General features: G+C 60.7%; 23 protein-coding genes. 5 read left to right on the top strand and 18 right to left on the bottom strand.

Annotation, left to right across the window (positions count from 1 at the left end; genetic code table 11):
* Nucleotides 1-291: 291 nt before the first annotated feature.
* The 13 genes from RGR602_RS13655 to RGR602_RS13715 form a co-directional block, all read right to left on the bottom strand.
* Nucleotides 292-1032: a metallophosphoesterase family protein gene (locus RGR602_RS13655; protein WP_039845558.1), complete on the bottom strand. Its 741-nt coding sequence runs from the start codon at nt 1030-1032 to the stop codon at nt 292-294.
* A gap of 2 nt (nt 1033-1034) precedes the next feature.
* A complete protein-coding gene (gene uraH, locus RGR602_RS13660; protein WP_039845559.1) occupies nt 1035-1391 on the bottom strand; it encodes a hydroxyisourate hydrolase in 357 nt (118 codons plus the stop codon).
* Entirely contained in the window at nt 1388-1888 is a 501-nt protein-coding gene (locus RGR602_RS13665) for an ureidoglycolate lyase (RefSeq protein ID WP_039845560.1), read from the bottom strand. The genes uraH and RGR602_RS13665 overlap by 4 nt, the downstream gene beginning before the upstream one ends.
* A gap of 3 nt (nt 1889-1891) precedes the next feature.
* Complete coding sequence (locus RGR602_RS13670) at nt 1892-2254, bottom strand: HepT-like ribonuclease domain-containing protein (RefSeq protein ID WP_039845561.1); 363 nt, start codon at nt 2252-2254, stop codon at nt 1892-1894.
* Nucleotides 2251-2544 (bottom strand): nucleotidyltransferase family protein, encoded by a 294-nt coding sequence (locus RGR602_RS13675; RefSeq protein WP_039845562.1) that lies wholly within the window; start codon nt 2542-2544, stop codon nt 2251-2253. Before RGR602_RS13675 ends, RGR602_RS13670 begins: the two co-directional genes overlap by 4 nt.
* A 57-nt stretch (nt 2545-2601) precedes the next feature.
* The gene (gene alc, locus RGR602_RS13680; RefSeq protein ID WP_039845563.1) at nt 2602-3624 is read right to left on the bottom strand and encodes an allantoicase; all 1023 of its coding nucleotides are present in this window, start codon (nt 3622-3624) and stop codon (nt 2602-2604) included.
* Nucleotides 3625-4122, bottom strand: coding sequence for a 2-oxo-4-hydroxy-4-carboxy-5-ureidoimidazoline decarboxylase (gene uraD, locus RGR602_RS13685; RefSeq protein WP_039845564.1), 498 nt, complete (start codon nt 4120-4122; stop codon nt 3625-3627).
* Nucleotides 4122-5045: an allantoinase PuuE gene (gene puuE / locus RGR602_RS13690; RefSeq protein WP_039845565.1), complete on the bottom strand. Its 924-nt coding sequence runs from the start codon at nt 5043-5045 to the stop codon at nt 4122-4124. Before puuE ends, uraD begins: the two co-directional genes overlap by 1 nt.
* 115 nt (nt 5046-5160) lie before the next feature.
* Nucleotides 5161-5463: an AzlD family protein gene (locus RGR602_RS13695; protein WP_039845566.1), complete on the bottom strand. Its 303-nt coding sequence runs from the start codon at nt 5461-5463 to the stop codon at nt 5161-5163.
* Nucleotides 5460-6125 (bottom strand): AzlC family ABC transporter permease, encoded by a 666-nt coding sequence (locus tag RGR602_RS13700; protein WP_052451643.1) that lies wholly within the window; start codon nt 6123-6125, stop codon nt 5460-5462. Before RGR602_RS13700 ends, RGR602_RS13695 begins: the two co-directional genes overlap by 4 nt.
* A gap of 106 nt (nt 6126-6231) precedes the next feature.
* Complete coding sequence (locus RGR602_RS13705; RefSeq protein ID WP_039845568.1) at nt 6232-7089, bottom strand: AraC family transcriptional regulator; 858 nt, start codon at nt 7087-7089, stop codon at nt 6232-6234.
* Between the two features lie 47 nt (nt 7090-7136).
* A complete protein-coding gene (locus RGR602_RS13710; protein WP_039845569.1) occupies nt 7137-7844 on the bottom strand; it encodes a DUF1045 domain-containing protein in 708 nt (235 codons plus the stop codon).
* Nucleotides 7845-7956: 112 nt separating this feature from the next.
* Complete coding sequence (locus RGR602_RS13715) at nt 7957-9135, bottom strand: NAD(P)/FAD-dependent oxidoreductase (protein ID WP_039845570.1); 1179 nt, start codon at nt 9133-9135, stop codon at nt 7957-7959.
* On the opposite strand from RGR602_RS13715, the gene mnmD reads away from it, so the two are divergent.
* Nucleotides 9134-9850 (top strand): tRNA (5-methylaminomethyl-2-thiouridine)(34)-methyltransferase MnmD, encoded by a 717-nt coding sequence (mnmD, locus tag RGR602_RS13720; RefSeq protein ID WP_039845571.1) that lies wholly within the window; start codon nt 9134-9136, stop codon nt 9848-9850. The two genes, RGR602_RS13715 and mnmD, sit on opposite strands and share 2 nt — an antisense overlap.
* On the opposite strand, the gene RGR602_RS13725 is transcribed toward mnmD, so the two are convergent.
* On the bottom strand, nt 9847-13227 hold the full coding sequence (locus tag RGR602_RS13725) for a response regulator (RefSeq protein ID WP_039845572.1): 3381 nt from the start codon (nt 13225-13227) through the stop codon (nt 9847-9849). The two genes, mnmD and RGR602_RS13725, sit on opposite strands and share 4 nt — an antisense overlap.
* 252 nt (nt 13228-13479) lie before the next feature.
* Between RGR602_RS13725 and RGR602_RS35630 the strand changes: the two genes are divergently transcribed.
* The 3 genes from RGR602_RS35630 (at nt 13480) to RGR602_RS13735 (ending at nt 17961) form a co-directional block, all read left to right on the top strand.
* Complete coding sequence (locus RGR602_RS35630; RefSeq protein WP_082046542.1) at nt 13480-13932, top strand: hypothetical protein; 453 nt, start codon at nt 13480-13482, stop codon at nt 13930-13932.
* A gap of 351 nt (nt 13933-14283) precedes the next feature.
* Nucleotides 14284-15933, top strand: coding sequence for a DEAD/DEAH box helicase (locus RGR602_RS13730; RefSeq protein WP_039845573.1), 1650 nt, complete (start codon nt 14284-14286; stop codon nt 15931-15933).
* Nucleotides 15934-16185: 252 nt separating this feature from the next.
* Nucleotides 16186-17961: a B12-binding domain-containing radical SAM protein gene (locus tag RGR602_RS13735; RefSeq protein WP_039845574.1), complete on the top strand. Its 1776-nt coding sequence runs from the start codon at nt 16186-16188 to the stop codon at nt 17959-17961.
* 6 nt (nt 17962-17967) lie between these two features.
* Here the strand turns inward: RGR602_RS13735 and RGR602_RS13740 are convergent, their stop codons facing one another.
* On the bottom strand, nt 17968-18858 hold the full coding sequence (locus RGR602_RS13740; RefSeq protein ID WP_039845575.1) for a DMT family transporter: 891 nt from the start codon (nt 18856-18858) through the stop codon (nt 17968-17970).
* Between the two features lie 171 nt (nt 18859-19029).
* The gene (gene iolG / locus RGR602_RS13745) at nt 19030-20022 is read right to left on the bottom strand and encodes an inositol 2-dehydrogenase (RefSeq protein WP_039845576.1); all 993 of its coding nucleotides are present in this window, start codon (nt 20020-20022) and stop codon (nt 19030-19032) included.
* 153 nt (nt 20023-20175) lie between these two features.
* Here iolG and RGR602_RS13750 point away from each other — a divergent pair, with 153 nt between their 5' ends.
* Entirely contained in the window at nt 20176-20412 is a 237-nt protein-coding gene (locus RGR602_RS13750; RefSeq protein ID WP_039845577.1) for a hypothetical protein, read from the top strand.
* Here RGR602_RS13750 and RGR602_RS13755 read toward each other — a convergent pair whose 3' ends face one another.
* Both RGR602_RS13755 and RGR602_RS13760 read right to left on the bottom strand, forming a co-directional pair.
* Nucleotides 20413-20898: a hypothetical protein gene (locus tag RGR602_RS13755; protein WP_039845578.1), complete on the bottom strand. Its 486-nt coding sequence runs from the start codon at nt 20896-20898 to the stop codon at nt 20413-20415. It abuts the gene before it with no gap.
* A gap of 57 nt (nt 20899-20955) precedes the next feature.
* Nucleotides 20956-21960 (bottom strand): LysR family transcriptional regulator, encoded by a 1005-nt coding sequence (locus RGR602_RS13760; RefSeq protein WP_039846867.1) that lies wholly within the window; start codon nt 21958-21960, stop codon nt 20956-20958.
* Nucleotides 21961-21990 lie beyond the last annotated feature (30 nt).

Below are 21990 nucleotides of genomic sequence, written 5' to 3' on the forward strand. Positions count from 1 at the left end.
CGCAATGCAAGATAAAGCCGCGCAATCGCTGTTGCCAACAAAAGCCGCGCGTGCACTTGCGATTGCCGCGGAGGAAAAGGTGGGTACCGCCAAGGCCGTAGAGATCGCCGAACGTGTCGGCATGGGCGAAGGCCTCGCAGCGCAACTGCTATCCTATCAGGCCAACAAACCCATCTTGGACAGGCTCATGAAGGAAGCAGGCTTCGATGGCGACAATGCCGTTTCGTCTCTGCTTGACAATCTGGGTGAAACCTGGCGCACCGAAAGGGATTCACGAAGACGACTAGACAACTATCGAATCCAGCCCGTTGCCAGCGCGGCCGCCCAGTCGGGGCGGCCGTTTGCTTTTGCAAGTCTCGACATCGACATGTGATCGTAGGCGACCTTGCGGAAACAAGGTGTCCAGCCGGACGCGGATTTCTCCAGGATGGCGTAGCTTGCCATCGGATGGCCAGTCTCCACCTTGTGCGGATAGGGTTTGTCATCGTCATAAGCCGGGCCGCCGACGCTGCCGGGATTGACGATGAGGCGGCCGTCGCGAAGCTGGACAAGGCGCGAAATATGGCTGTGGCCGCACAGGATCAGCGGCAAATCGATCCCGTCTGCGAGCGCCTCGATTTCTTTCAACGGCTTCAGAAACACATGGCCTTCCGGAGCGACGGACTCCAGCCAGTAGAGATTGTCATTCTTAGGCGTCGCGTGGCAGAGATAGGCTTCACCTTTGTAGATAAGGTCGCTCGGCAGAGATCGCAGCCAATCGAGATGACGCGGCAGAAGCTGCTGATAGGCAGCTTTGTCGGAAGCATGCATGGATTCCGGCTTCTGCTCGATCAGATAGCGGTCGTGGTTGCCGCGGACTGTCGGAAGGGCGAGCGAGAGAAGCAGCTCGGCGGTCTTTCCTGCTTCCAGAGGGCCACTGAAGCAATCGCCGAGATCGACGATATCCGAAATGCCCTGCGCGCGGATATCGGCAAGCACGGCCTCCAGAGCCAGATGGTTGCCGTGGATATCGGCGATCGCCGCAAACCGCATGGCTAGCTCCCGCGATAGGTGGAATAGCCGTAAGGCGAGATCAGCAGCGGAACGTGATAATGCGCGCCGGTGTCGGCGATGCCGAAGCGGATCGGTACAAGATCGAGAAAGGCCGGATGCGGCAGGGGCAAGCCTAACGCGCGCAGATAATCGCCTGCATGGAAGAGCAGTTCGTAGGTTCCTGCCTGGAAATTCGCGCCTGAGAGGATCGCGCCGCCGTCGACACGGCCGTCCGAATTGGTCTCGACCGTCTTGATGTGATGGCGGATATCGCCCTCCAGGCGAAAAAGGTCGATCCTCAGTCTTTCAGCCGGCTTACCGGAGGCGGTGTCGAGAACATGGGTCGTCAGTCCGGTCATTGAGCTGGCTCGCTGATTGTGTATGGGGTTTCGAAGAAATGCTCTTGCAGATTGTCGCCGGGACCGTCCCTGTCGACAACGAGAAAGTCGCTTTGTTGGTTGAGCACGAGCAGCGGGTGATGCCAGACGTTGCGGCGATAATTCACGCCCTGGTCGCCGTGTGCGAGGAACACCTGCGGCCTGCCGGGCTTTCCGTCCTGATCTTCCGAAACCACGACCAGAAACGGCCGCCCGGAAAGCGGCGAGAAGCTCTGGCTGCCGAAAGGATGCCGCTCCATCATGCCGATCTCATAGGGAAAGGCGCGCGGCTGACCGCGGAAGAGATTGATGATGACGCGTGCGCCCTCGCCTGCCGCCTCGGCCGTAGCCAGCGCATGAAAGCGTTCCGTCGTGCCGCCGTTGATGTACCGCATTGTTGCCGGATCGGCCTCGATAACGTCGCCGAACGGCGCGAATGCAGTTTTGGTGAGAGGCTGGATGTCGAGAAGGTCTGTCAAATGTCATTCACCCTGGGCGTGCCAGTGACGCAATCCATGCAGTTGATCGAGAAGATCGGGGATGGCTGTTTGCGCAGTTTCCCAAACGGTGTCCAGGTTCATGCTCATATAGCCGTGAGCGATCCGGCTTCTCATTCCGCGCATCTTTTGCCAGGGCACGTTGGAGAATTCCGCTGCAAACTCGGGATATTCCTCCATGATTCGCGATGTTGCCGCGCCGATCATCAGGAGGTTCATTCCGACTGCGCGCTGTCTCACAAGGTCCCTCAGAAATTCATCCTTGCTCATGTCCTTGACAAAATCGATGGTTTCGAATGCGACCTGCTGCATCTCGTCGAGATAGGTTCGAAGCCGATCGATACTCATACAGGCTTGGCTTCCTGCAGGACCCGGCTGCGGACACGTTCGGGAATATCGCCTGGCGTCAGAACGTGGATTTCCGTTCCCGACATCAGCGCCTGCAACTCCTCCAGCAACCCGCCGAGATCGAAAAGCGTCGTCCCCGGCAGCGCATCGACGAGAATATCGAGATCGCTGTCCGGCCTATCCTCGCCGCGGGCCACGGAACCGAAAATGCGCGGGTTCGCCGCCTTGAAACGCGTCGTGGCGTCGCGGATCGCCTGCCTGTTCTTTTCCAGCACTTCCGAAGGCTTCATCGAGGCATCACTCCTGATGCCTCGAATATAGGGGAGCGGCGATAAAGAAGAAAGAACTCACCCCTTCACCCCGAAGAGCCGCAGCCGCATGATGCCGCCATCTGGATGCATCGCGATGCGGACATGCGTCACCGGCCCGATATCGGCGATGGCATCCGCGCCATATTCGTGGATGTGGTCCATCTGCAGCTTGGTGCGTGTCAGGATCGGCTTCCAGTTTTCCGAAGCCGCTGTATCCACTTCGCTCAGAGTATCGCCAAGATCGGGCAGATAGGCGCCGAGAAGCTCGCAGGTGTCCGGGAAATTGCCCTTGAAGAAGGCGGTATCGACTATGACGCGCTTGATTGTGCCGGGGTGGCCAAGGCGGATCACAGCCCAGTCGTGACCCGGGCCGCGGCGGCGCTTGGTTTCCCAGCCGTCGCCCATATTGATGCCGCGACCGGGGCCGAGCATCTTGTCCGGGTGGCCGTAATGGGCGTCCGACCAGGCAAGCGACTTCGCGCCATTGAAGATATAGCCGAGGTCAACCTCCTCGCTCGCACCGACCTTCGACCAGTCGAAATAGGCCGAACCGTAGACGCGCAGGCGCGCGACGCCGCCATCGGGATAGATATGCAGGCGCAGATGCGTCCAGATCTTCTCCTTGCCGGCATTCTCGAAGAAGTGATGTGCGCTTGGCCCCAGAGGCGACTTCGCGAGGATTTCGGTCCACACCGTTGCGTCGGTCGGATCGCCGTCGTCGACGAAAACGGCGTCGATCGAGCAATGCGGCGGATAGTTGCCGGTAAAATAGCTGGTATCGACGTCGAAGCCGAAGATGCGGCCGGGCATGGCAAGCTTGACGATCGCCCAGTCATGGCCGGGCACGCGCTTGCGGCGGCTTTCCCAGCCGTCCATGTACTTGCCGTTGTCGTCGTAAAGATCCGCATCGAAGCTCGCCGGCACATCCTGCAGCATGCGCTCGAGCGGCGCAAAGAACTCGTCCGTCGCATAGAGGCCCCTGGCGCCGAGGCGCGCAGACGCAAGGTTGATCGCGCCGTTCGCGAAGGACGGCAGGCTGGCATTGGAATTGTCGGTCATTCACTTCTCCGGAAGCATGGATGTCAGTCGCAAAAGCGCAATCTTTTCGACCTCAGCGCAGGCGGTCGCAAGTTCCTCGTCGCGGCTGTTGCCGATACGTTTTTCGAAAGCCGCAAGAATATCGTCCTTGTTCAGTCCCTTCACCGCGACGATGAAGGGAAAGCCGAATTTCTGGACATAGGTGGCGTTGAGTTCGGTGAAGCGGGCATGCTCTTCGCGGCTCAGCCGGTCAAGTCCGGCACTTGCCTGCTCCTTCTTGCTGTCTTCCGTCAGTTCGCCGGCGACTGCCAGGCGTCCGGCAAGATCGGGATGGGCGCGAAGAACGCCAAGACGCTCCTCCTCGCTTGCCGCGCGGAAGATCGCGACGAGCGGAATGTGCACCTTGTCCACAGTCAACTCTTCGCCAATGAAACCGTCGTCATAAGCGCGCTCTGCAATGAAGGACGAATGTTCGAAAACACCGCCGAAACGCGACACGAATTCATCCCGCCGGATCATCAGGTCATGTCCTGCTTGTGGTTCTTGTGCCAATGCTCGGCAATCTCGATGCGGCGAGGGATCCACACGTTGTCGTGCTTCAGCACATATTCGATGAAACGCTTCAGGGCTGCAGCGCGGCCGGGCCGACCGACCAGACGGCAATGCAGGCCGACCGACATCATCTTCGGATTGCCGGCCCTGCCTTCTTCGTAGAGCATATCGAAGGCATCCTTGAGATACGTGAAGAATTGATCGCCGGAATTGAAGCCCTGCGGCGTCGCAAAGCGCATGTCGTTCGTTTCAAGCGTATAAGGAATGATGAGGAACGGTTTGTCATCAATCCCCTTCACCCAGTAGGGCAGGTCGTCGGCATAAGAGTCTGACGAATAAAGGAACCCACCCTCCTCTTGAACCAGCCGCAGCGTATTGTCGGAGGGCTTTCCCTGGTACATGCCGTAGGGGCGCTCGCCGGTGAGCTCGGTGTGGAGACGCACCGCCTCGAGAATGTGCTTGCGCTCGAGGTCTTCCGGAAAATCCTTGTACTCCAGCCATCGGTAGCCATGGCTGGCGATCTCCCAGCCGGCTTCCTTCATCGCCGCGACGGCCTCCGGATTGCGGGCCATCGCAAGCGTCACGCCGTAGACGGTCGCCTGAACCTTGAGCTCGGTGAACATGCGCCAGAGCCGCCAGAACCCGGCACGCGAACCGTATTCGTAGATCGATTCCATGTTCAAGTTGCGCTGGCCCGGCCAGGGCGCTGCTCCCACGATTTCCGACAGCAGGTTCTCGGACGACGCATCACCATCGAGGATCGAGCTCTCACCGCCCTCTTCGTAATTGATGACGAACTGCACGGCGAGGCGGGCCTCGTCCGGCCATTTCGGATCGGGGGTATTGCGACCATAGCCGACGAGATTGCGCGGATAGGTATCGGAAGCCATCAAATCACCTTTTGAAAGTCAGGCGAAACGGTAGCACCCGGAGACGGAATGTCGAGACGGAAATGCGAAACTGACTTTCGCCGCTACGGCACAAGTCGCCGCCTTTGCGGCTGGGTCATATGCCTGCGGCCCGCAATAGCGCGACGCAGAAGACGCCGAGCGCCACGGAAAAGAGCATCGGCAGACGGAGTGCTGCAATGGCGGTGAGTGCGCAGGCGATCGTTTCCGCAATGCCGGTGGCAAAGGCGGTCGGCGCGACGACCGCCATCAGAACGGCAGGCGGAATGGATTCGATCGCCTTTCGGCGGCTTCCCTCCAAGGACACATGCCACATGAGCACAAGACCGCTCAGGCGCGTGAGCACCGTCACGGCTGCCATGGCGATGATCGCGACAAGGGTGGAGAAATCGACTGTCATTGCGTCACCTCCACGCGCCGACTGCCGCTGGCGACTGCCGCAAGCAGACCGGCGACGGCGCCGGCTGCGACATACCAGACGCCTGGTACGAAATGTTGGGTCGCTACCGCGGCCGCACCGCTTGCGATAAGTACAGCGCCGGTTTCCGGTCCCTTCCAGAAGCCCATGACGAGCACGATGAAGACGGCCGGAAAGGCGAAATCCAGTCCAAGCGCCACGGGATCACCGAGGAAAGCGCCGAGCGTCGCGCCCGCAAGGCCCGAAAGTACCCAGGCGAGATAGAAGGGTGCGGCAAGCCCAGCGAACCAGGCGGGCGTGAGCCGCGCAAGACCGGCGCGGAATTCCGCCATCGCCCAGATCTCGTCTGCAAGAAACAGGCATGCGAAATAGCGCCTGCGTCCGCCAAAAGCCTGCATCTTGGTGCCGAGCGATGCACTCATCAGTACATGGCGGATATTGACGAGCAAGGCCGCAAAACCGACGCTCGTCCACGAGGCCGGATGCGTCCAGATATCCATTGCCACGAACTGCGAACCGCCGGCAAAGACCAGCGCGCTCATCAGTGCGGTCTCGACCGGGGAAAGCCCTTTCGTGACTGCGACCGCGCCGAAGACAAGGCCGATCGGTATGACGGCAGCGATGAGCGGCGAAATGGCTCTCATGCCGCCGAGGAACTCCGCCCATTTTCCATTCTCATTCACGACAGGATCTCCGATTTGATGCGGAGGTTTTAGAATGGAGATGAATGGTCGTCTTGAACGAAAGTGACTACCGCGCGCGATACTGGCCGGGCGTCACGCCGGTGCGCGCCTTGAAATGCCGGCTGAAATGCGCCTGGTCGGCGAAACCGCATTCGAGCGCAATGTCCGCCGGCTGTCCGCCAGCCTGCAGCTTGCGCCGGGCAACGCGAATGCGGATATCAGTGAGGAAGGCGTGCGGCGTGATGTGGAATTCCTTGCGGAAGGCGCGTATCAGATGCGCACGGCTGAGGCCCGCCACGGCGGCGAGTTCTTCAAGTCCGACATCAAAGGCGTAGTTTTCCATCAGGTAGTCACGGGCGCGCTGCACCCCCGACCGCTCCTGCGTGTCGATCGGCACGATGATTGAACTGCCGTGATGCCGAAACATGGCCTCGAGCACAAGGAACATGCCCTGACTGGTCTCCAGCGCACCGGCCCCCGATTCCAGCGCGCGGTGCGCATCATGAAAAGCCTCGGCAAGCCGGGGATCGCGGAGGATCTGCTTGCCGAAGGCCGGCATGCCGCTGAAGGTGCGGCCGGTGACATCTTCCAGGATTTCCCGGAAGAGTGACGTGTCCGGGTAGATCATCCGGTAGCGATAGCCGCCCTCGACAGGCACGCCATCATGGATTTCGCCCGGATTGATCAGATAGAGATCGCCCGGCCCCGAGCTTTCGCGCGCGCCCCGGATCGTCGCGATCTGGCTGCCGCTTTCGATAGCGCCGATGCTGAAGGTCTCGTGGGCATGCGGCGCGAACTCATGCGTCAGGAAGGTCGCGCTCAGGCATTCCATGCCGCCAAAACGGCTGTCGCGCCAGAATCGCGTCGTCTCCGCCCCAGACAGCGGCATGGCTTCGGTTGCCTGTTCCTGGGAGATGTTGTCCATCGTCCGGATATAGCATCTTTGGGCCGCCCATTCTTGAACAAAAGTGATCAGGCGATCTTGCGCGCGCTGACCTTGCCCATCGGATGCAGCGAATGGACGCGGAACGGGCCGCCTGCGCCTTCCTCGATCATCAGCGCGATGTTGGCGACGGTGACCGGCTCAGCGAGAACAGGCTCGAAGACGCTACGCAGCGCCTGCTCGATGCGCGGCATATCGACAAGATTGACAGGACCCGTCACAGGCATGTGGAAGCGGAACTCATCCATCACATAGGGATTGCCCCAGCGATGCAGATTGGCAAACTGCGCGGCCGAAAGCCCATCCGGATCGATGCGCTCGATCTCGGCTTCGGAAAGCGGTGCACGGAAGCGGTCGAAATGCTGCACGACCGCAGAAGCGAGATAGTGCATGTCTTCGCAGGGGACCGACGGCACGAGGCTGAAGAAATTGCGCAGGCGCGCAACCTCGATCCTTGGAATCCGGAACGGCTGGAAGCTGCCGGAAAAGCGCATCATATCGCGTAAAAGTTGCGTTTCCGAAACATCGGCTGCAAGGTGAAACGGCGCCCTCAACACACCATGGAAACCGTAGCGGCGCGGCACGGCAGTATGGAACGCTACGTCGTGGATGCCGATCCCGCCAATGGCTGGAGGTTCGACCATCTCGCCGGAAAAGACGTTGCGACCGAGCCAATTGGCCGCCACATGGCTGATCGGATCGCTCGGCGTAGGCGTGAAGCAAATGGCGTAGCGCATACAATCTCCTCCACAAGGAAGGGCGCGCAGACGATTCCGGCGCCGTCGATGCGCTAGCAGATAGGCGATTTGCATGACAGAATAACGAAAAGCACCAGCTTCTAATTCACGTTTAACGTGAAGCAGCGATGATATGGCTCGAAAACGCGAAACTTTCCGGCAGGGCGAAAGGTGCGGAACGCCCGTCGGCCATATGTACGGCAGCTTCGGCAAGACGGTGGGCAAGGCCGAAGCTGACTTTGAAGCCGCCGGTCAAGGCGATGAGCTTCGGATAAATCGGATGCGGACCGATCATCGGATCGCGGTCGATCGCCTTCGGACGAAGGCCGGCCCAGCGCTCGACGACCGGCGCCTTCCCAAGCACGGGGGCCATCTCGCGCGCCGCTTCGATCAGAGCGTCGAGTTGAGCATCGGTCGTATTGGGATTGTCAAAACGGTCCTCGCTGGTGCTGCCGATCGCAGCATGGCCGCCCTCATGAGCAATGATATAGAGGCCGTCGCGGAAGATGGTGGGAAGGGCGGGATCGATCTCGGCTTTCAACAGCGCCGCCTGCCCCTTGACCGGTTGGCCGAGCGGCCTTTCCAATCCGGGCGTGAACCGCTGCAGAAGCGGAAATGACTGATGACCTGCCGCGACGATGCAGCGGCCAAAGGCGATTGTTCTCCCACCGGCGTCGGCGATCCCGCGTTCCGGTTCGAGACCGTCGACTGTAGCATTCTCGATAATGCTCACACGCTTTGCCTGCCTCAGAAAGGCGACAAGAGCGGCGACCAGCGTACGGGGTGCGACGCGGGCAGCAAGCGTGTCGTGCACGAAGCCGCTCGCACCAGCGGCAGGGTCGATCCAGCCTGTAACCGGCGGAGCATCTGCGACATGCCAATGGAAGCTGCGGCCGTGCCGATGCCAATGTGTTTCGGCATCGGCAAAATGGGTAAGCGCGATCTTGCGTAGATGCGGCTTCGGCAGCGGGATGATGCGCCCGGAGCGGCGGTAGCCTGTGGAAAGGCCGGTGGCAGCTTCGATCGCAGCGATCTCGGTTTCGAGGGAAACCAGCGCATCGAACTGGAACTGCTTCTTGGCATTCCATTTGTCCGGCAAATGCGGCATCAGCGCCCCGAGCAGCCCGCCGCTCGCGCCCTGCCCCAATTCACCGGCATCGACGAGGAGCGTGTCGATGCCAAACCGCTCGGCATGAACCGCCGCCCACAGCCCCATGATGCCGCCCCCGGCAATCAGCAGGCTGACGGACGATTGACCGGAGGAGATGGCCGCACTATCGGCTTTAGGCATGACAGAGATTGATCCCGATCAGAGTGGCAGCACGAGCCAGCCGCTCGAATGGCGCGACGGCGATATGCCTTATTCGCGGGCCTTTGGCGACCATTTTTATTGCCAGACGGACGGGCGGCTCGAATGCGGCCACGTCTTTCTGGCGGGCAATGGCCTGCCGGAACGGTGGACCGGCAAGGAAAATTTCCGCATTGGAGAGTTGGGGTTCGGCACCGGGCTGAACTTCGCGGAAACATGGCGGCAATGGAAAGCGCATCGCCAAACGGGTCAACATCTGAACTTCATTTCCTTCGAGCTTTACCCGATGCGCCCGCACGAGATCGGTCGCGCACTTTCGCACTGGCCGGAAATCGATGCCGAGCGGAAGGCGCTGACGGCGCTGTGGCCCGGCCAACCGAAAGGTACCGTGACGCTGGCATTGGACGAGCAGACGACCTTGAGCGTTGTCTGCGGCCCGGCAATCGATGGCGTTGCGGCTGCCGAACCCGGCTTCGATGCCTGGTATCTCGATGGCTTCGCGCCGTCGCGCAACGCCGACATGTGGTCGGAAGATCTAATGCGGCTCATCTGCGAGAAGACCCTCTCAAAAGGAAGCTTCGCGACCTATGCCGCTGCAGGCTTCGTCAGGCGCAATCTGATGGCGGCGGGATTTGCGGTCGAGCGGCGCAAGGGTTTCGCCGGCAAGCGCGAGATGCTCTGCGGCGTAAAACCCTAGCGGCCCGAGCGGCCGGGCAACTGCGCGCTCTTGCCGAGCCAGAGCTGGATTTTCTCTTCCAGCAGTTCGGGGCTGATCGGCTTCGACATGTAATCGTCCATGCCGGCGTTGAGACAGAGCTCGCGGTCGCTTTCGAGCGCATGCGCCGTTACGCCGATGATCGGCACGCGGTGGCCCTGTCCGCGCTCTCGGACACGGATCGCGCGGGTCGCATCGTGGCCGTTCATCACCGGCATCGAGACGTCCATCATGATAATCCGCGGCGCATGGCTTTCCCAGGCGTTGACCGCCTCCTGGCCGTTATTGACGACGAGGAAACTCAGGCCGGTGCCCTGCAGGATCTGCGTGAAGACGATCTGGTTCACCTCGTTGTCCTCGGCGACGAGCACATCGATGAAGGCCGTCTTTCGCTGTTTTGAGGACGGCGGCGCATAAGGCTCCGGTTCCCTCATCTCGGTTTCTGCCTGCAGGCGTGCGATTTCGGCTGCAGAAGCCCGCTTCACGCGGCTTGCGCGCACGACCTCGACGATCGTGTTGCGAAGAAGGTTGGCACGGGCCGGTTTCATCAGATGCGCATGGCCGTTGAGGGCTGCGAACTCCTTCTCCGTGCCGGAGATATCCATTGAGGTCAGGAAGATGATCGGCAGGCACTCGAAGCGCGCGTCGGCCCTGAGCCTGCGGGCGACTTCCGCACCGTTCATTTCCGGCATGTGATAGTCGAGCACCAGGGCATCGACCTGAACGCCGATCTGGTGTGCGGCCTCAAGGATGGCAATGCCGGTCCCGCCGTCTTCGGCAGCCACGCCGTCAAACCCCCAAAGCGGCAGCTGCTCGGAGAGAATGCGGCGGTTCACCTCGTTGTCGTCGATGACGAGCACGCGTGCGCCGCGTACATTGACGGGCAGCGGCTTGGGATCGAGGCGGGCGGCAGCGATGGCGAAGGGCAGGTTGACGGTGAAGACCGAGCCCTTGCCCGGTTCGCTCTCGGCGTTGACGTAACCGCCAAAGAGATCGACCAGACCGGCAGTGATGGCAAGACCAAGGCCGGTCCCCTCGTGGCGCCGCGTCGAAGAGGAATCGACCTGCGAGAATTTGTCGAAGACCGATTGCAGTTTGTCTGCCGGGATGCCGATGCCGGTATCCTCGATCCTGATCTCGACCATGACCTCGCCGTCCGAGCCAGGCCGGAAACCGACATCGACGAAGACATGTCCCTTCTCTGTGAACTTGACGGCGTTGCCCACGAGATTTGTGACGATCTGGCGAAACCGCCCGGCATCGCCGATGATTGCGGCAGGCAGGTTCGGATCGGCGCGCACCAGAAGCTCGAGATCCTTCTCAGCCGCGGGCGAAGAAAGCAGCGTCGCGACATCCTCGACCGCTTCCACCGGATCGAAGGCCGCCTTGCGCAGCGTCATCTGTCCGGCATCGATTTTTGAGAAGTCCAGAATATCGTTGATGATCGTCAAAAGCGCGTTGCCGGACTTGACGATGATGTCGATGAAGGTCTTCTGCCGCGGGTCAAGATCGGTCTTCGCCATCAGCTCGGCCATGCCGAGCACGCCATTCATCGGCGTGCGGATTTCATGGCTCATATTGGCGAGAAATTCCGACTTGGCGCGATCGGCGGCCTCAGCCCGTGCCAGCAGCGTCTCAAGCTCTTCCTCGCGCTCTTTCATTTCGGTGACGTCGGTGAAGAGCGCGACCCAATGGCCGCGCTCGCTGATCGTCGCCTCCATGTTCACCCAGCGCTCCCCGGCCACATGAAAGACAGTGGCAATCGGCTGCTTCGCAGCGATGTTTGAACGCCAATAGTGCAACACTTCGGCGGCGGGACTCTTGAAGTCGCCGCGATCGGCGCAGAAATTGAAGAGGTCGATCCAGCCGCGGCCCGCAACAAGGTATTCCGGCGGAATACGCAGAACTTCCGAAAGCGCATCGTTGGAGAGCTTGATGATGCCGTCCTGGACGATCGTCAAGCCTTGCGGCATGGCCCGCGTCGCATCCCGCATCAGTTCACCGAGGTGCTCCAGGGCAGCGCGCGCTTCATGGATTTCCTTCTCGCTCGCGCGAATGGCGCTCATATCGGAATAGGAGAGAAGAATGCGGTCGTTCGAGATGCGGCGGCTGTCGAAGATGATCGATTTGCCGTCCGACCAACTGAGTTCGATCGGCTCCTGCTCCCCATCCGAACCGAAATGGCGCTGGCGCTCCGCCAGGATCTCTTCCGGGCTGTGCTCGTGGCCATAGCGCCCGAGTTCACAATTACGGCGGATGACATCGATGAACGGCCGGCCGTCAAAACGATCGTCAGGCGGCAGATCGCAGATCGTGTAGAATTCGTCGTTTATGTAGAGGATATCGAGATTGTTATCGAGGATCAGCACGCCGACCGGCAGCGAACGCAGGATGTTTTCAATGTCGCGATGCAGGATTTCCGCGTGCTTCTGGGCCTCGATCAGCTTGGCTTCACGCTCCTTGAGCGGTGAGATATCCGAAAAAGAGCCGACAACATAGACCTTGCTATCCGGCGTCTGCACGCGATTGACGCGCGTCAAGATCGGATAAACTGTTCCGTCCGTGCTTGGAAGCTTACCTTCCACCTCCGTGAGCGAGCCGTCCTTGAGCGCCAGAGCGTTTTCCTCATAGATGCTGGCGCCATTCTCCTCGCCGAACATCTCAAACTCTGTGAGGCCAAGCACCTTTGACCGGACATGGCCCGTGAAGGTCTCGTAATACTGGTTGGCATAGACGAGGCGGTGCCGTTCGTCGCGCGCAAAAGCGGCAACCGGCAGGTCTTCCATGATGGTTCGGAGGAGATCGAGCTCGTTTACGCTCTCGTGCCATCCGGTTTCCGCGGACGATGCCTTGCCTCCGTTTCGATAAGCCGAATTGACGATCAGCGGGCGGCCGTCGTCAGCGAAAATGCCGACCGGATGATCGAGTTTTTCCAGCGTGGCACGGACGCGCTCGAAATCGGCGAGCAAAGCCTGATCCGGCCCCGAGAGAACCGGCCGGCGGGGCTGCGTGCGCGCCTCGAAGATACCGAAAACATAGGCCCGGTCTTGCGACGGCATGAAGCTCTCGATCCGGATCCGCTCATGCTCGGTTGCGGCAGCATCGAAGCAGATGGCAGTTTCTTCGGTGCCGAAGACGAGCGCGCGCCGCTCCTTGTCTTCACGCTCCTCCTCTTCCGGACGATCGAGAATTTCGCGGGTCCGACGGCCGATGAAATCGGAAATTTCCCTGCCGAAGAAGCGGGCATAGGATTCGTTGACGGCAACGTAGCGAAGCTCGCTGTTCTTGACATAGGCAGGCGTCTCCAGATCTGCGATCCGGCTGCATGCCAGTTCGAGAAGGTCCCCGCTCGATGTCAAAGATGTCGCCTCGCTGTCAGGAGAAGGAGTTTTGTTCTGGCATCCACTATAGGTGTAAGCCGTTTAACAAGGTTTTAACCATGACACGTTCCGGAAATCTGACCCCGGGACAACGAAGTTCGGCCCAAGTGTATCAGGAACTATGCTATAATCTCCCACGTTGTAAGACTGAACTCGATCAGTTGGCCGCGTTTCGCCACGGTTTCTCCTGACGGCTTCAAGAAACAAGTTCGTCTATGAAAGGAGACGATCATGTCCGTACTTCACAAAAGCATGGCGGCGGGCTTGATGGCGTTGACTTTGACTGGCACCTCCCTCATTCCGGCAACCCCGGCGGACGCCCGCGATGACTTTTGGGGCGGTGTTGCGGCCGGAGCAATCGGCGGCATCCTTCTCTCGCATGCTGTCCGTCCCTACCCTGGCTACGGCTATTATCCCGGACCTTACTATGGAGCCTACTCCGGGGCTTACTATGGAGCCGACTCCGGGCCTTATTACGGAGCCTACTCTAGGCCGTACTACAGGCCCTACTACAGCCCGTATCCGGTCTATCGGAGCTATTACCGGCCCTACCGGCCTTACTATCGCTCCTACTATCGGCCTTACCCGGCCTATTACCGCAATTATGGATATTGCGGTGTGGAGCGCCGCTACGATCACCGAGCGGACGTATGGGTCAGAGTTCGGGTCTGCCCCGGCTATTGAAGTGCCCCGGGTATTGAGGAGCATGTGTGGGCCACGCCGCCGCTCGTTTGGGCGGCGGCGCAGCACCTTTCTCTCGCTCGTCTCTTGACTTTCAACCTGAACTAGACCAAATGCAGGCCAGCTTTCACCTTCCGGCCGCCGCGTGAGCTGCCCCTGCGAAAAAAGACAAACGCAAGAAGAAGGATAAAAGCGCATTTCATAGGATGCCGCGATCCCAAGTGCGGCCAGAAGCGCTGGAAAGTTTTTCCAACACACAAGTTCCCACTTCACGCGGGGTTCTTGACGTCAGAATGATACCGGACCGCATGGTGTGATCCGGCACATCGTTTCGGCGCCCCGAAAGGTTATGACTTGACTAATTTTGAATCGCTTGGTGTCTCCAAGCCGATCGTCGCCACGCTTTTTCAGCTCGGCATTGAAACGCCGACGCCCATTCAGGCGCAGGCAATCCCTCTTCTCCTCGAAGGCCGCGATCTGATCGGCCTCGCCCAGACCGGCACTGGCAAGACGGCTGCCTTCGGCCTGCCGCTCATTGAAAAACTGCTCTCCGATGAGAGGCGTCCCGACAATCGCACGACGCGTACGCTCATCCTCGCTCCGACCCGCGAGCTGGTGAACCAGATCGCCGAGAACCTGAAGAACTTCGTCCGCAAGTCGCCGCTGCGCATCAATGTCGTTGTCGGCGGCGTGTCCATCAACAAGCAGCAGCTGCAGCTCGAACGCGGCACCGACATTCTCGTCGCGACACCCGGCCGCCTCCTCGACCTCGTCAACCGCCGCGCCATCACGCTGACGGCGGTGCGCTACCTTGTGCTCGACGAAGCAGACCAGATGCTCGATCTCGGCTTCGTGCATGATCTGCGCAAGATCGCCAAGCTCGTTCCGAAGCGCCGCCAGACCATGCTCTTCTCGGCAACCATGCCAAAGGCGATCGCCGATCTTGCAGGCGAATACCTGACCGATCCGATCAAGGTGGAAGTGACGCCTCCCGGCAAGGCTGCGGACAAGGTCGAACAGTACGTCCACTTCGTCGGCGGCAAGAACGACAAGACGGATCTGCTGAAGAAGTCGCTTTCCGAAAATCCGGATGGCCGCGCGATCGTGTTCCTGCGCACCAAGCACGGCGCCGAGAAGCTGATGAAGCATCTCGACCACGTCGGCTATTCGGTCGCTTCCATCCACGGCAACAAGAGCCAGGGTCAGCGCGAGCGTGCCCTGAAGGCATTCCGCGACGGCGGCATCAAGACTCTGATTGCAACCGACGTTGCCGCCCGCGGCATCGATATTCCGGCCGTCAGCCATGTGTTCAACTATGATCTGCCGGAAGTGCCGGACGCCTATGTGCACCGCATCGGCCGCACGGCTCGCGCCGGCCGCGACGGCATCGCAATCGCGTTCTGCGCGCCGGATGAGGCACGCCTGCTGCGCGATATCGAAAGGCTGATGGGCATCGAGATCATCGTTGCCAGCGGCGAACCGCCGGCGCACATGCGCGCGGCCCCGCGCCGCGACAACGGCAACAACCGCAATCGCGGTGGCCAGGGCCGTGGTGGCGAAGGTCGCGGCGATGGCCGTCCGGGTGACCAGCGCTCCGGCAATCGCCAGGACCGCCGTCCGCGCCGCGAAGGCGACGCTGGCGAGGTCCGCGCGAACAACGAGGAACGCCGCGAGCGCCGTCCGCGTCCCGAGCGCCAGACTGCCCGCAACGAGGACTTCCGCGGCCAGCGCCGCGGCGAAGCGACACCCCAGGGGCCGGACAACGACCTCGTATCGACCTCCGATTTCCGACCGGCCAAGAAGCCGCAACAGCGCCCGCATGGCAGCGCCGATGCGAACCGCCATCATCCCGGCGGCGCCCGTAACGCGCACGGCCGCCCTGGCCGCAAGCATGGTGAGGATCGCGGCCAGCAGGCTCACGGTGAGCACCGCCAGGACGGCTCTGGCGGCATACGTCGCAAGGGCCCCCGCAATGGCGGCGGCCAGCGTCGCGAACAGGCTTGAATACAGAACTGAAAGAGGCCGGGTATCTTCCGGCCTTTTTTTGCTTTAAGCCTAGGTGAACGCTTACCCCGGCGAGACGGTCTCAAGGGACTGCGCGCCGGCGACATGTGAACACTATCGCAATCTGCATTGCTATTTTCCGGCATATCTGCCGATCTTAGCAATTCCGCTTGCATGCCAGCGCCTTCGCGACACTGGCCCTCATTGGGTGCATTCAACGACAGACTGCTTATTCAATAAGAGAGATAGACCTTGCGATCACCCGTAGCGTCCGGCAGCCGCCGCTTTCAGCTCATTCTGCTCAAGCCGTCGCACTATGACGACGACGGCTACGTGATCCGCTGGTGGCGCGCCATGATCCCTTCGAACTCGCTGGCGGCTCTCTTTGGCATTGCGGCAGACTGCGCGGAGCGTGAAGTGCTCGGCCCGGGCGTCGGCATCGACATCAAGGTGATCGACGAAACCAATACACGCGTGCATATTCCGGAACTGCTCGCGCTGCTGAGGCAGCACGGTAATTTCGGCATGGTCGCGCTGGTCGGCGTTCAGTCGAACCAGTATCCACGGGCGCTCGACATTGCCCGGCCGTTTCGCGCGGCGGGCATTCCAGTCTCGATGGGCGGCTTTCACGTTTCCGGTTGTCTTTCGATGCTCGACGGAAAGGCGGTCGAACTCGACGCCTGCCGGGAGATGGGCATTTCGATGTTCGCCGGCGAGGCCGAAGGCAGGCTCGACAAGGTCTTGCAGGACGCGGCCTATGGCGAGCTCGAGCCGGTCTACAATTTCATGAACGACCTTCCGGGCATCGGCGGCACGCCTGTGCCGTTCCTGCCCAAAAAAAATGTCGAACACACGCTCGGGCTGAGCAGCAGCTTCGATGCCGGCCGCGGCTGCCCCTACCAGTGCTCATTCTGCACGATCATCAATGTGCAGGGCCGCAAATCCCGTTTCCGCTCCACCGACGATATCGAAAAGCTGGTGCGGATGAACTGGGCGCAGGGCATCCACAAATTTTTCATCACCGACGACAACTTCGCCCGCAACAAGGACTGGGAAGCGATCTTCGACCGGCTGATTGAACTGAAGGAAAGGCATGGCATCCCGCTCGGCCTAATGATCCAGGTCGATACGCTCTGTCACAAGATCCCGCACTTCATCGAAAAGGCAAAACGCGCCGGCGTCACGCGGGTCTTCATCGGCCTGGAGAACGTCAATCCGGACAATTTGACGGCCGCCAAGAAGAACCAGAACAAGATCACCGAATACCGGAAGATGCTGCTCGCCTGGAAAGCGCAGGGAATCATGACGCTCGCAGGTTACATCCTCGGCTTTCCTTCCGACACGCCGGAAACCATTCGCCGCGACATCAAGATCATTCAGCACGAGCTGCCGCTCGATGTCATCGAGTTCTTCGTGCTCACGCCGCTGCCGGGCTCGGAGGATCACCAGACGCTCTGGCGCAAGGGCATCCCGATGGATGCCGACCTCAATACCTATGACGTCGAACATGTCTGCACTGCGCACGAGAAGATGAGCCGGCAGGAATGGGAGAACATCTATCACGAGGCCTGGTCGCTTTATTATTCGCCGGAGCATGTGAAGACCTTGCTGCGCCGGGCCGTTGCAAGCGGCTTGCCACTTGCAAGCCTTGTCAAGGTGCTGGTGTCCTTTGCAACCACGGTGCCGCTCGAAAAAGTGCATCCCCTTCAAAGCGGTCTGCTGCGGCTGAAGCACCCCTCGGAACGGCGGCCCGGATTGCCGCAGCAGCATCCCCTCGTCTTCTGGCCGCAATTCGTGTGGGAAACCGTTGCCAAGCACGTCGCGTTGGCAGGCACCATCCTGCGCATGAGCGCAACTGCGTTCCTCATCAAGAGAAATCCGGCATCAAAAAACTACATGGACCAGGCGCTGACGCCGGTTGATGACAGCGAGGAAGAGAAGCTCGATCTGTTCACCAAGACAGCCGGCGGTACCGCGGCCGTCACGCATGTACGCAAAATCGCGCAGTTGACCCATGCCAACCATTAGGCTTGATCAAGCCTCAGCCATGCGGGCGCTTTTCCGGTTCGTCAGATAGACGCCGGTGACGACCACGATCGTTCCGATGATCAGCGGCACGGTCAGCGGTTCGCCGAAAGCGATGAAGGCCTCGATCGCGACCGTTGGCGGCATCAGGTAGATCAGCGATGCGGCGCGCGAGACCTGGCCGCGGCGGATCAGGTAAAGAAGCAGCCCGATCCCGCCCATCGACAGGCCGAAGACCGACCAGATCAGGGCGCCGAAAGCCTCTGGCGTTGCATCGAAATGCAGGCGCTCGAAGGCGAGCGCGAGCGGCAGGGTGACGATAAGCGCCCCGACATATTGCATCGTCGCGATCGTCTTGAGATCACCCGTCTGCAAGTGTTTCTTCTGGTAGATCGTGCCGTATGTGACGGAGATCATGGCGATTAGGTTGATCGCGAGCGGCACCGCGGCGTGAACGAGGCTCGCGGAGGCTGGATCGAAAAGTTTCGGGGAAACGGCGATCGCTATGCCGAAGAAGCCGAGGAGAAGTCCGAACTTCTGGGTGGGCTGCAGGTGTTCGCCGATCAGGAAGGGCGCCACCATCGCCGTCAGCAGCGGCTGCAGCGCGGCGATGATCCCGGAAATGCCAGCTGCAACGCCATTGGCAATGGCCCACCACAGGCCGGCAAGATAGAATCCGTGCAGAAAGAAACCGGAATAGATCGCGCGCAGAACCGTCGCGCGATCCGGCCATTTCGCCTTCAGCACCCAGCAGAGAGCGAAAAACGCCAGCGCCGAAAGCGCATAACGGATACCGAGGAAGGTGAAGGGCTCCGAATGGCGTGCCGCATATTTCGCGACGACCCAGCCGGTGGACCAAAGCAGGACAAAAATGGCGGGAGCGAAACGATCAAGGGTCATGGAGGGCCTGGGGGCAATGCGGTATCGCGCGCTGATAGTCCCCAAGCGCCCTCGCGTCAAAGGCGAAGCATTGATACTTATTTCAAGTTTCGCTGATGATTGGCGCAAATGCGGAAATGACCGGGCGTTTGCCCGGCCATCTCATGCTCGGCTTGCGGCCGGGAGTTGCCGTCAGCCGATCTTGATGAGCTTGCCTTCCTTGACGGACTGTACCGCCGCATCGGCGAGCGCCAGCGCGGCAAGGCCGTCGGCGCCGGAGGGCGAAATCGTTGCGTCCTTCTCGACCGCGGCGATGAAGCTTGCGATCTCGTTGGCGTAGGCTTCCGTGTAACGGGTCATGAAGAAGTCGTGCAGCGGCGGGCGCGTATAGCCGTCACTGTTGGCGACTTCGATCGAGACCGGACGCTGATTCTCGGCCGCTACCATGCCCTCCGACCCGTGCACTTCGATGCGCTGGTCGTAGCCGTAGGTGGCGCGGCGGGAGTTGGAGATGATCGCCTGCTTGCCGGACTTCGTCTGCAGGATGACCGAAACGCTGTCATAGTCGCCCGCCTCGCCGATTGCCTTGTCGACAAGGACAGCGGCCGTTGCGGTTATCGAGACCGGCTCCTCGCCAAGCAGGAACCGGGCCATGTCGAAGTCGTGGATCGTCATGTCGCGGAAGATGCCGCCGGAGCGCTTGATGTAGTCGACCGGCGGGGCCCCGGGATCACGCGAGGTGATTGTCACCATCTCGACCTCGCCGATGCGGCCGTCGTCGATGGCCTTGCGCACGGCCATGAAATGCGGGTCGAAGCGGCGATTGAAACCGACCATCAGCTTCGCCTTAGTCTCATCGACGATCTTGATGCAGGCCTTGACACGGGCAACGTCGAGATCGATCGGCTTTTCGCAGAAGATCGCCTTGCCGGCCCGCGCGAAGCGCTCGATGAGATCCGCGTGCGTGTCGGTCGGCGTGCAGATGACGACGGCGTCGACATCCTTGGCGGCCTCGATCGCCTCGATCGTGCGGAGCTCGCAGCCATAAGCGGAAGCGATCGCTTCAGCCGCCTGTGGAAGCGCGTCGGCGACGGCGACGAGTTTCGCATTCGCGTTGCCGCTCACGGCTTTCGCGTGAACCTTCCCGATGCGGCCGGCGCCGAGAAGACCAAATCTGACTGTCATGAGAACCTCCCTCGAACTCGGAACAAATAAACCGAATTGTAGCAATTGTGGAATTTTCATTCCATTTTCTATTCGAGCCGTCAAGCCCGTTGCCCTTTCACATTCTCGAAATCCATCCTAAAGACAAGTGATCGAAATATGACCGGGGGACACATGCAGCTGATCGATCCAAACCATCCGGCCTACCGCCGCGTCTGGGTGCGGGCGCTGATCGTGGGCCTGTGCCTGGGCTGGGCGGCGCTGGAGTTCATTACCGGCGACCCGTTCTGGGGCGTGCTGTCGGCCGGCGCCGGCGTCTATGCTTTCTACATGCTCTTCTGGACTTTCAAGCCACAGACACCCGCCGAACCCGCCGAGGCTCCCAAACCGGAAGAGACGGACCCCGAATAATCAGCGGCCGCGATGCCGCACAGCTTCATCGATCAGCAGGTTCGCGAGCATCATGCGCTTCGTTGCATTCTCCCGGAATGCAGGCGCGACGCGATCGGGATGGTTCGACTTGGCAAAGGCACGGCGCTTTTCGTTCAGCGTCTGCAGCGTATCGGCGGCTGTGATGGAGAGCTCCGCAGCGATTTCGGCAGGCGCTGTGCGCGCAAGATGTTCCGGCATGACGGGTTCCGGCTCAGGCTCCGCACGGGGCTGCGGCTGGATGTCCTCCTCTGCCGCGGCAACAGGCATCTCCAGTTCCAGATTATCGAGATAGGCTTGGCCCACCCGTTGCGAGGCCGCTGATACGCCCTCCATCACGTCGAAGGCGAGACCGGTTGTGAAGCCATGGACGCGATGCGCAGCGGACGCCTCGGCCTCGTCTTCGCTCTCTTCTTCTGCTTTCAGCCGTTCCAGAACGGATTGAAAAACCGATTGCCCGAACAACATGCCCCTTCCCTTCCAAGTGGCGCATTGAACACCTCCAGCATGGCGCCGGGCTTGCGCTCAGCATCCCTGCTTCCGACTTTCCTCGAGGATAAGGTCGTAGAGAAGCCGCGCACTCGGAGGCAGGGCGCGCTCGCGTGCGGTGATGAGGCTGTAGGGCTTTACGTCGAGCTTGAAATCGGTCGGCAGCACGCGCACGTCGGATGCCTTCGCATCCTGGCCGGCGAGGAACTGGGCAACATCCAGCGCCACGGGTGCGATCGCGTCCGTCTCGCAGATGATCGCGCAGGTGAGCAGCAAGGAAGATGTATTGACGATATTTTCCGGCAATGGCACGCCCGCCGCCAGAAAGATATCCTCCAGCGTCCGCCGCAGCAGTGTGCCCGGCGGCTGGAAGACCCACCCGTAACCATGGAGATCGGCGAGGCTGCTTGCATTCTTCGTGAGGAGCGGATGGTCCCTGCGCACGATCAAACAGGCTTTTTCGATGCCGATCTCGCGCACTTCGAAGAGTCGCGGATTAACGTCGTCGGGAATGCGGCCGATGATGAAATCGTGCCTGGCGGCGAGCAATTCCCGCGCGAGGACGTTACTGGTCTCCACCTCTATGTTGATCTCGATGCCCGGAAACGCCTTGCGAACCTTGTCGATGGCCGGAACAACCAGGCTCATGGCCGGTGCTGTGACCGCGCCGATGAAGACGGAACCACCCTTGCCGCTCTTCAATTCGCTGATCTCGCGGCTGGCCTCGCGCAATTCCAGCAGAATTTTTCGTGCACGCTTGGCGAGTGCTTGTCCGAACGTCGTCAGCACGACACCGCGGGCGATTCGTTCGTAAAGCGGCGTCTTAACGATCGATTCCATTTCAGCGAGCATTCTGGAGGCGGCAGGCTGGGAGATGTTCAGCATCTCCGCCGCCGCGGAAATCTGTCCGCTATCTTCGATTGCGACGATCATGCGCAGGTGATTGAGCTTCAAGCCCGCACGCAGAAAGGCATCATCGCCAATATTATCGCTGTGAATATCGATCCGATCCTCGGAAATCGACCCGGAAACAATCGCCATGGTTGCGGCCTCCCATCCGCCTTCCATCAA

This window comes from Rhizobium gallicum bv. gallicum R602sp (assembly GCF_000816845.1).
Taxonomy (GTDB): Bacteria; Pseudomonadota; Alphaproteobacteria; order Rhizobiales; family Rhizobiaceae; genus Rhizobium; species Rhizobium gallicum.

Excerpts from the sequence above, each read along its gene's own strand:
- RGR602_RS13700 (WP_052451643.1), bottom strand. The coding sequence starts at position 6,125 with ATGAGAGCCATTTCGCCGCTCATCGCTGCCGTCATACCGATCGGCCTT.
- RGR602_RS13670 (WP_039845561.1), bottom strand. The coding sequence starts at position 2,254 with ATGAGTATCGATCGGCTTCGAACCTATCTCGACGAGATGCAGCAGGTC.
- RGR602_RS13655 (WP_039845558.1), bottom strand. The coding sequence starts at position 1,032 with ATGCGGTTTGCGGCGATCGCCGATATCCACGGCAACCATCTGGCTCTG.
- uraH (WP_039845559.1), bottom strand. The coding sequence starts at position 1,391 with ATGACCGGACTGACGACCCATGTTCTCGACACCGCCTCCGGTAAGCCG.
- RGR602_RS13750 (WP_039845577.1), top strand. The coding sequence starts at position 20,176 with ATGCAGCTGATCGATCCAAACCATCCGGCCTACCGCCGCGTCTGGGTG.
- RGR602_RS35630 (WP_082046542.1), top strand. The coding sequence starts at position 13,480 with ATGTCCGTACTTCACAAAAGCATGGCGGCGGGCTTGATGGCGTTGACT.
- iolG (WP_039845576.1), bottom strand. The coding sequence starts at position 20,022 with ATGACAGTCAGATTTGGTCTTCTCGGCGCCGGCCGCATCGGGAAGGTT.
- RGR602_RS13740 (WP_039845575.1), bottom strand. The coding sequence starts at position 18,858 with ATGACCCTTGATCGTTTCGCTCCCGCCATTTTTGTCCTGCTTTGGTCC.
- RGR602_RS13755 (WP_039845578.1), bottom strand. The coding sequence starts at position 20,898 with ATGTTGTTCGGGCAATCGGTTTTTCAATCCGTTCTGGAACGGCTGAAA.
- RGR602_RS13715 (WP_039845570.1), bottom strand. The coding sequence starts at position 9,135 with ATGCCTAAAGCCGATAGTGCGGCCATCTCCTCCGGTCAATCGTCCGTC.
- puuE (WP_039845565.1), bottom strand. The coding sequence starts at position 5,045 with ATGGCTTCCGATACCTATCCGCGCAATCTCGTCGGCTATGGTCGCAAT.
- RGR602_RS13675 (WP_039845562.1), bottom strand. The coding sequence starts at position 2,544 with ATGAAGCCTTCGGAAGTGCTGGAAAAGAACAGGCAGGCGATCCGCGAC.
- RGR602_RS13710 (WP_039845569.1), bottom strand. The coding sequence starts at position 7,844 with ATGCGCTACGCCATTTGCTTCACGCCTACGCCGAGCGATCCGATCAGC.
- RGR602_RS13705 (WP_039845568.1), bottom strand. The coding sequence starts at position 7,089 with ATGGACAACATCTCCCAGGAACAGGCAACCGAAGCCATGCCGCTGTCT.
- alc (WP_039845563.1), bottom strand. The coding sequence starts at position 3,624 with ATGACCGACAATTCCAATGCCAGCCTGCCGTCCTTCGCGAACGGCGCG.
- mnmD (WP_039845571.1), top strand. The coding sequence starts at position 9,134 with ATGACAGAGATTGATCCCGATCAGAGTGGCAGCACGAGCCAGCCGCTC.
- RGR602_RS13760 (WP_039846867.1), bottom strand. The coding sequence starts at position 21,960 with ATGGCGATTGTTTCCGGGTCGATTTCCGAGGATCGGATCGATATTCAC.
- uraD (WP_039845564.1), bottom strand. The coding sequence starts at position 4,122 with ATGATCCGGCGGGATGAATTCGTGTCGCGTTTCGGCGGTGTTTTCGAA.
- RGR602_RS13695 (WP_039845566.1), bottom strand. The coding sequence starts at position 5,463 with ATGACAGTCGATTTCTCCACCCTTGTCGCGATCATCGCCATGGCAGCC.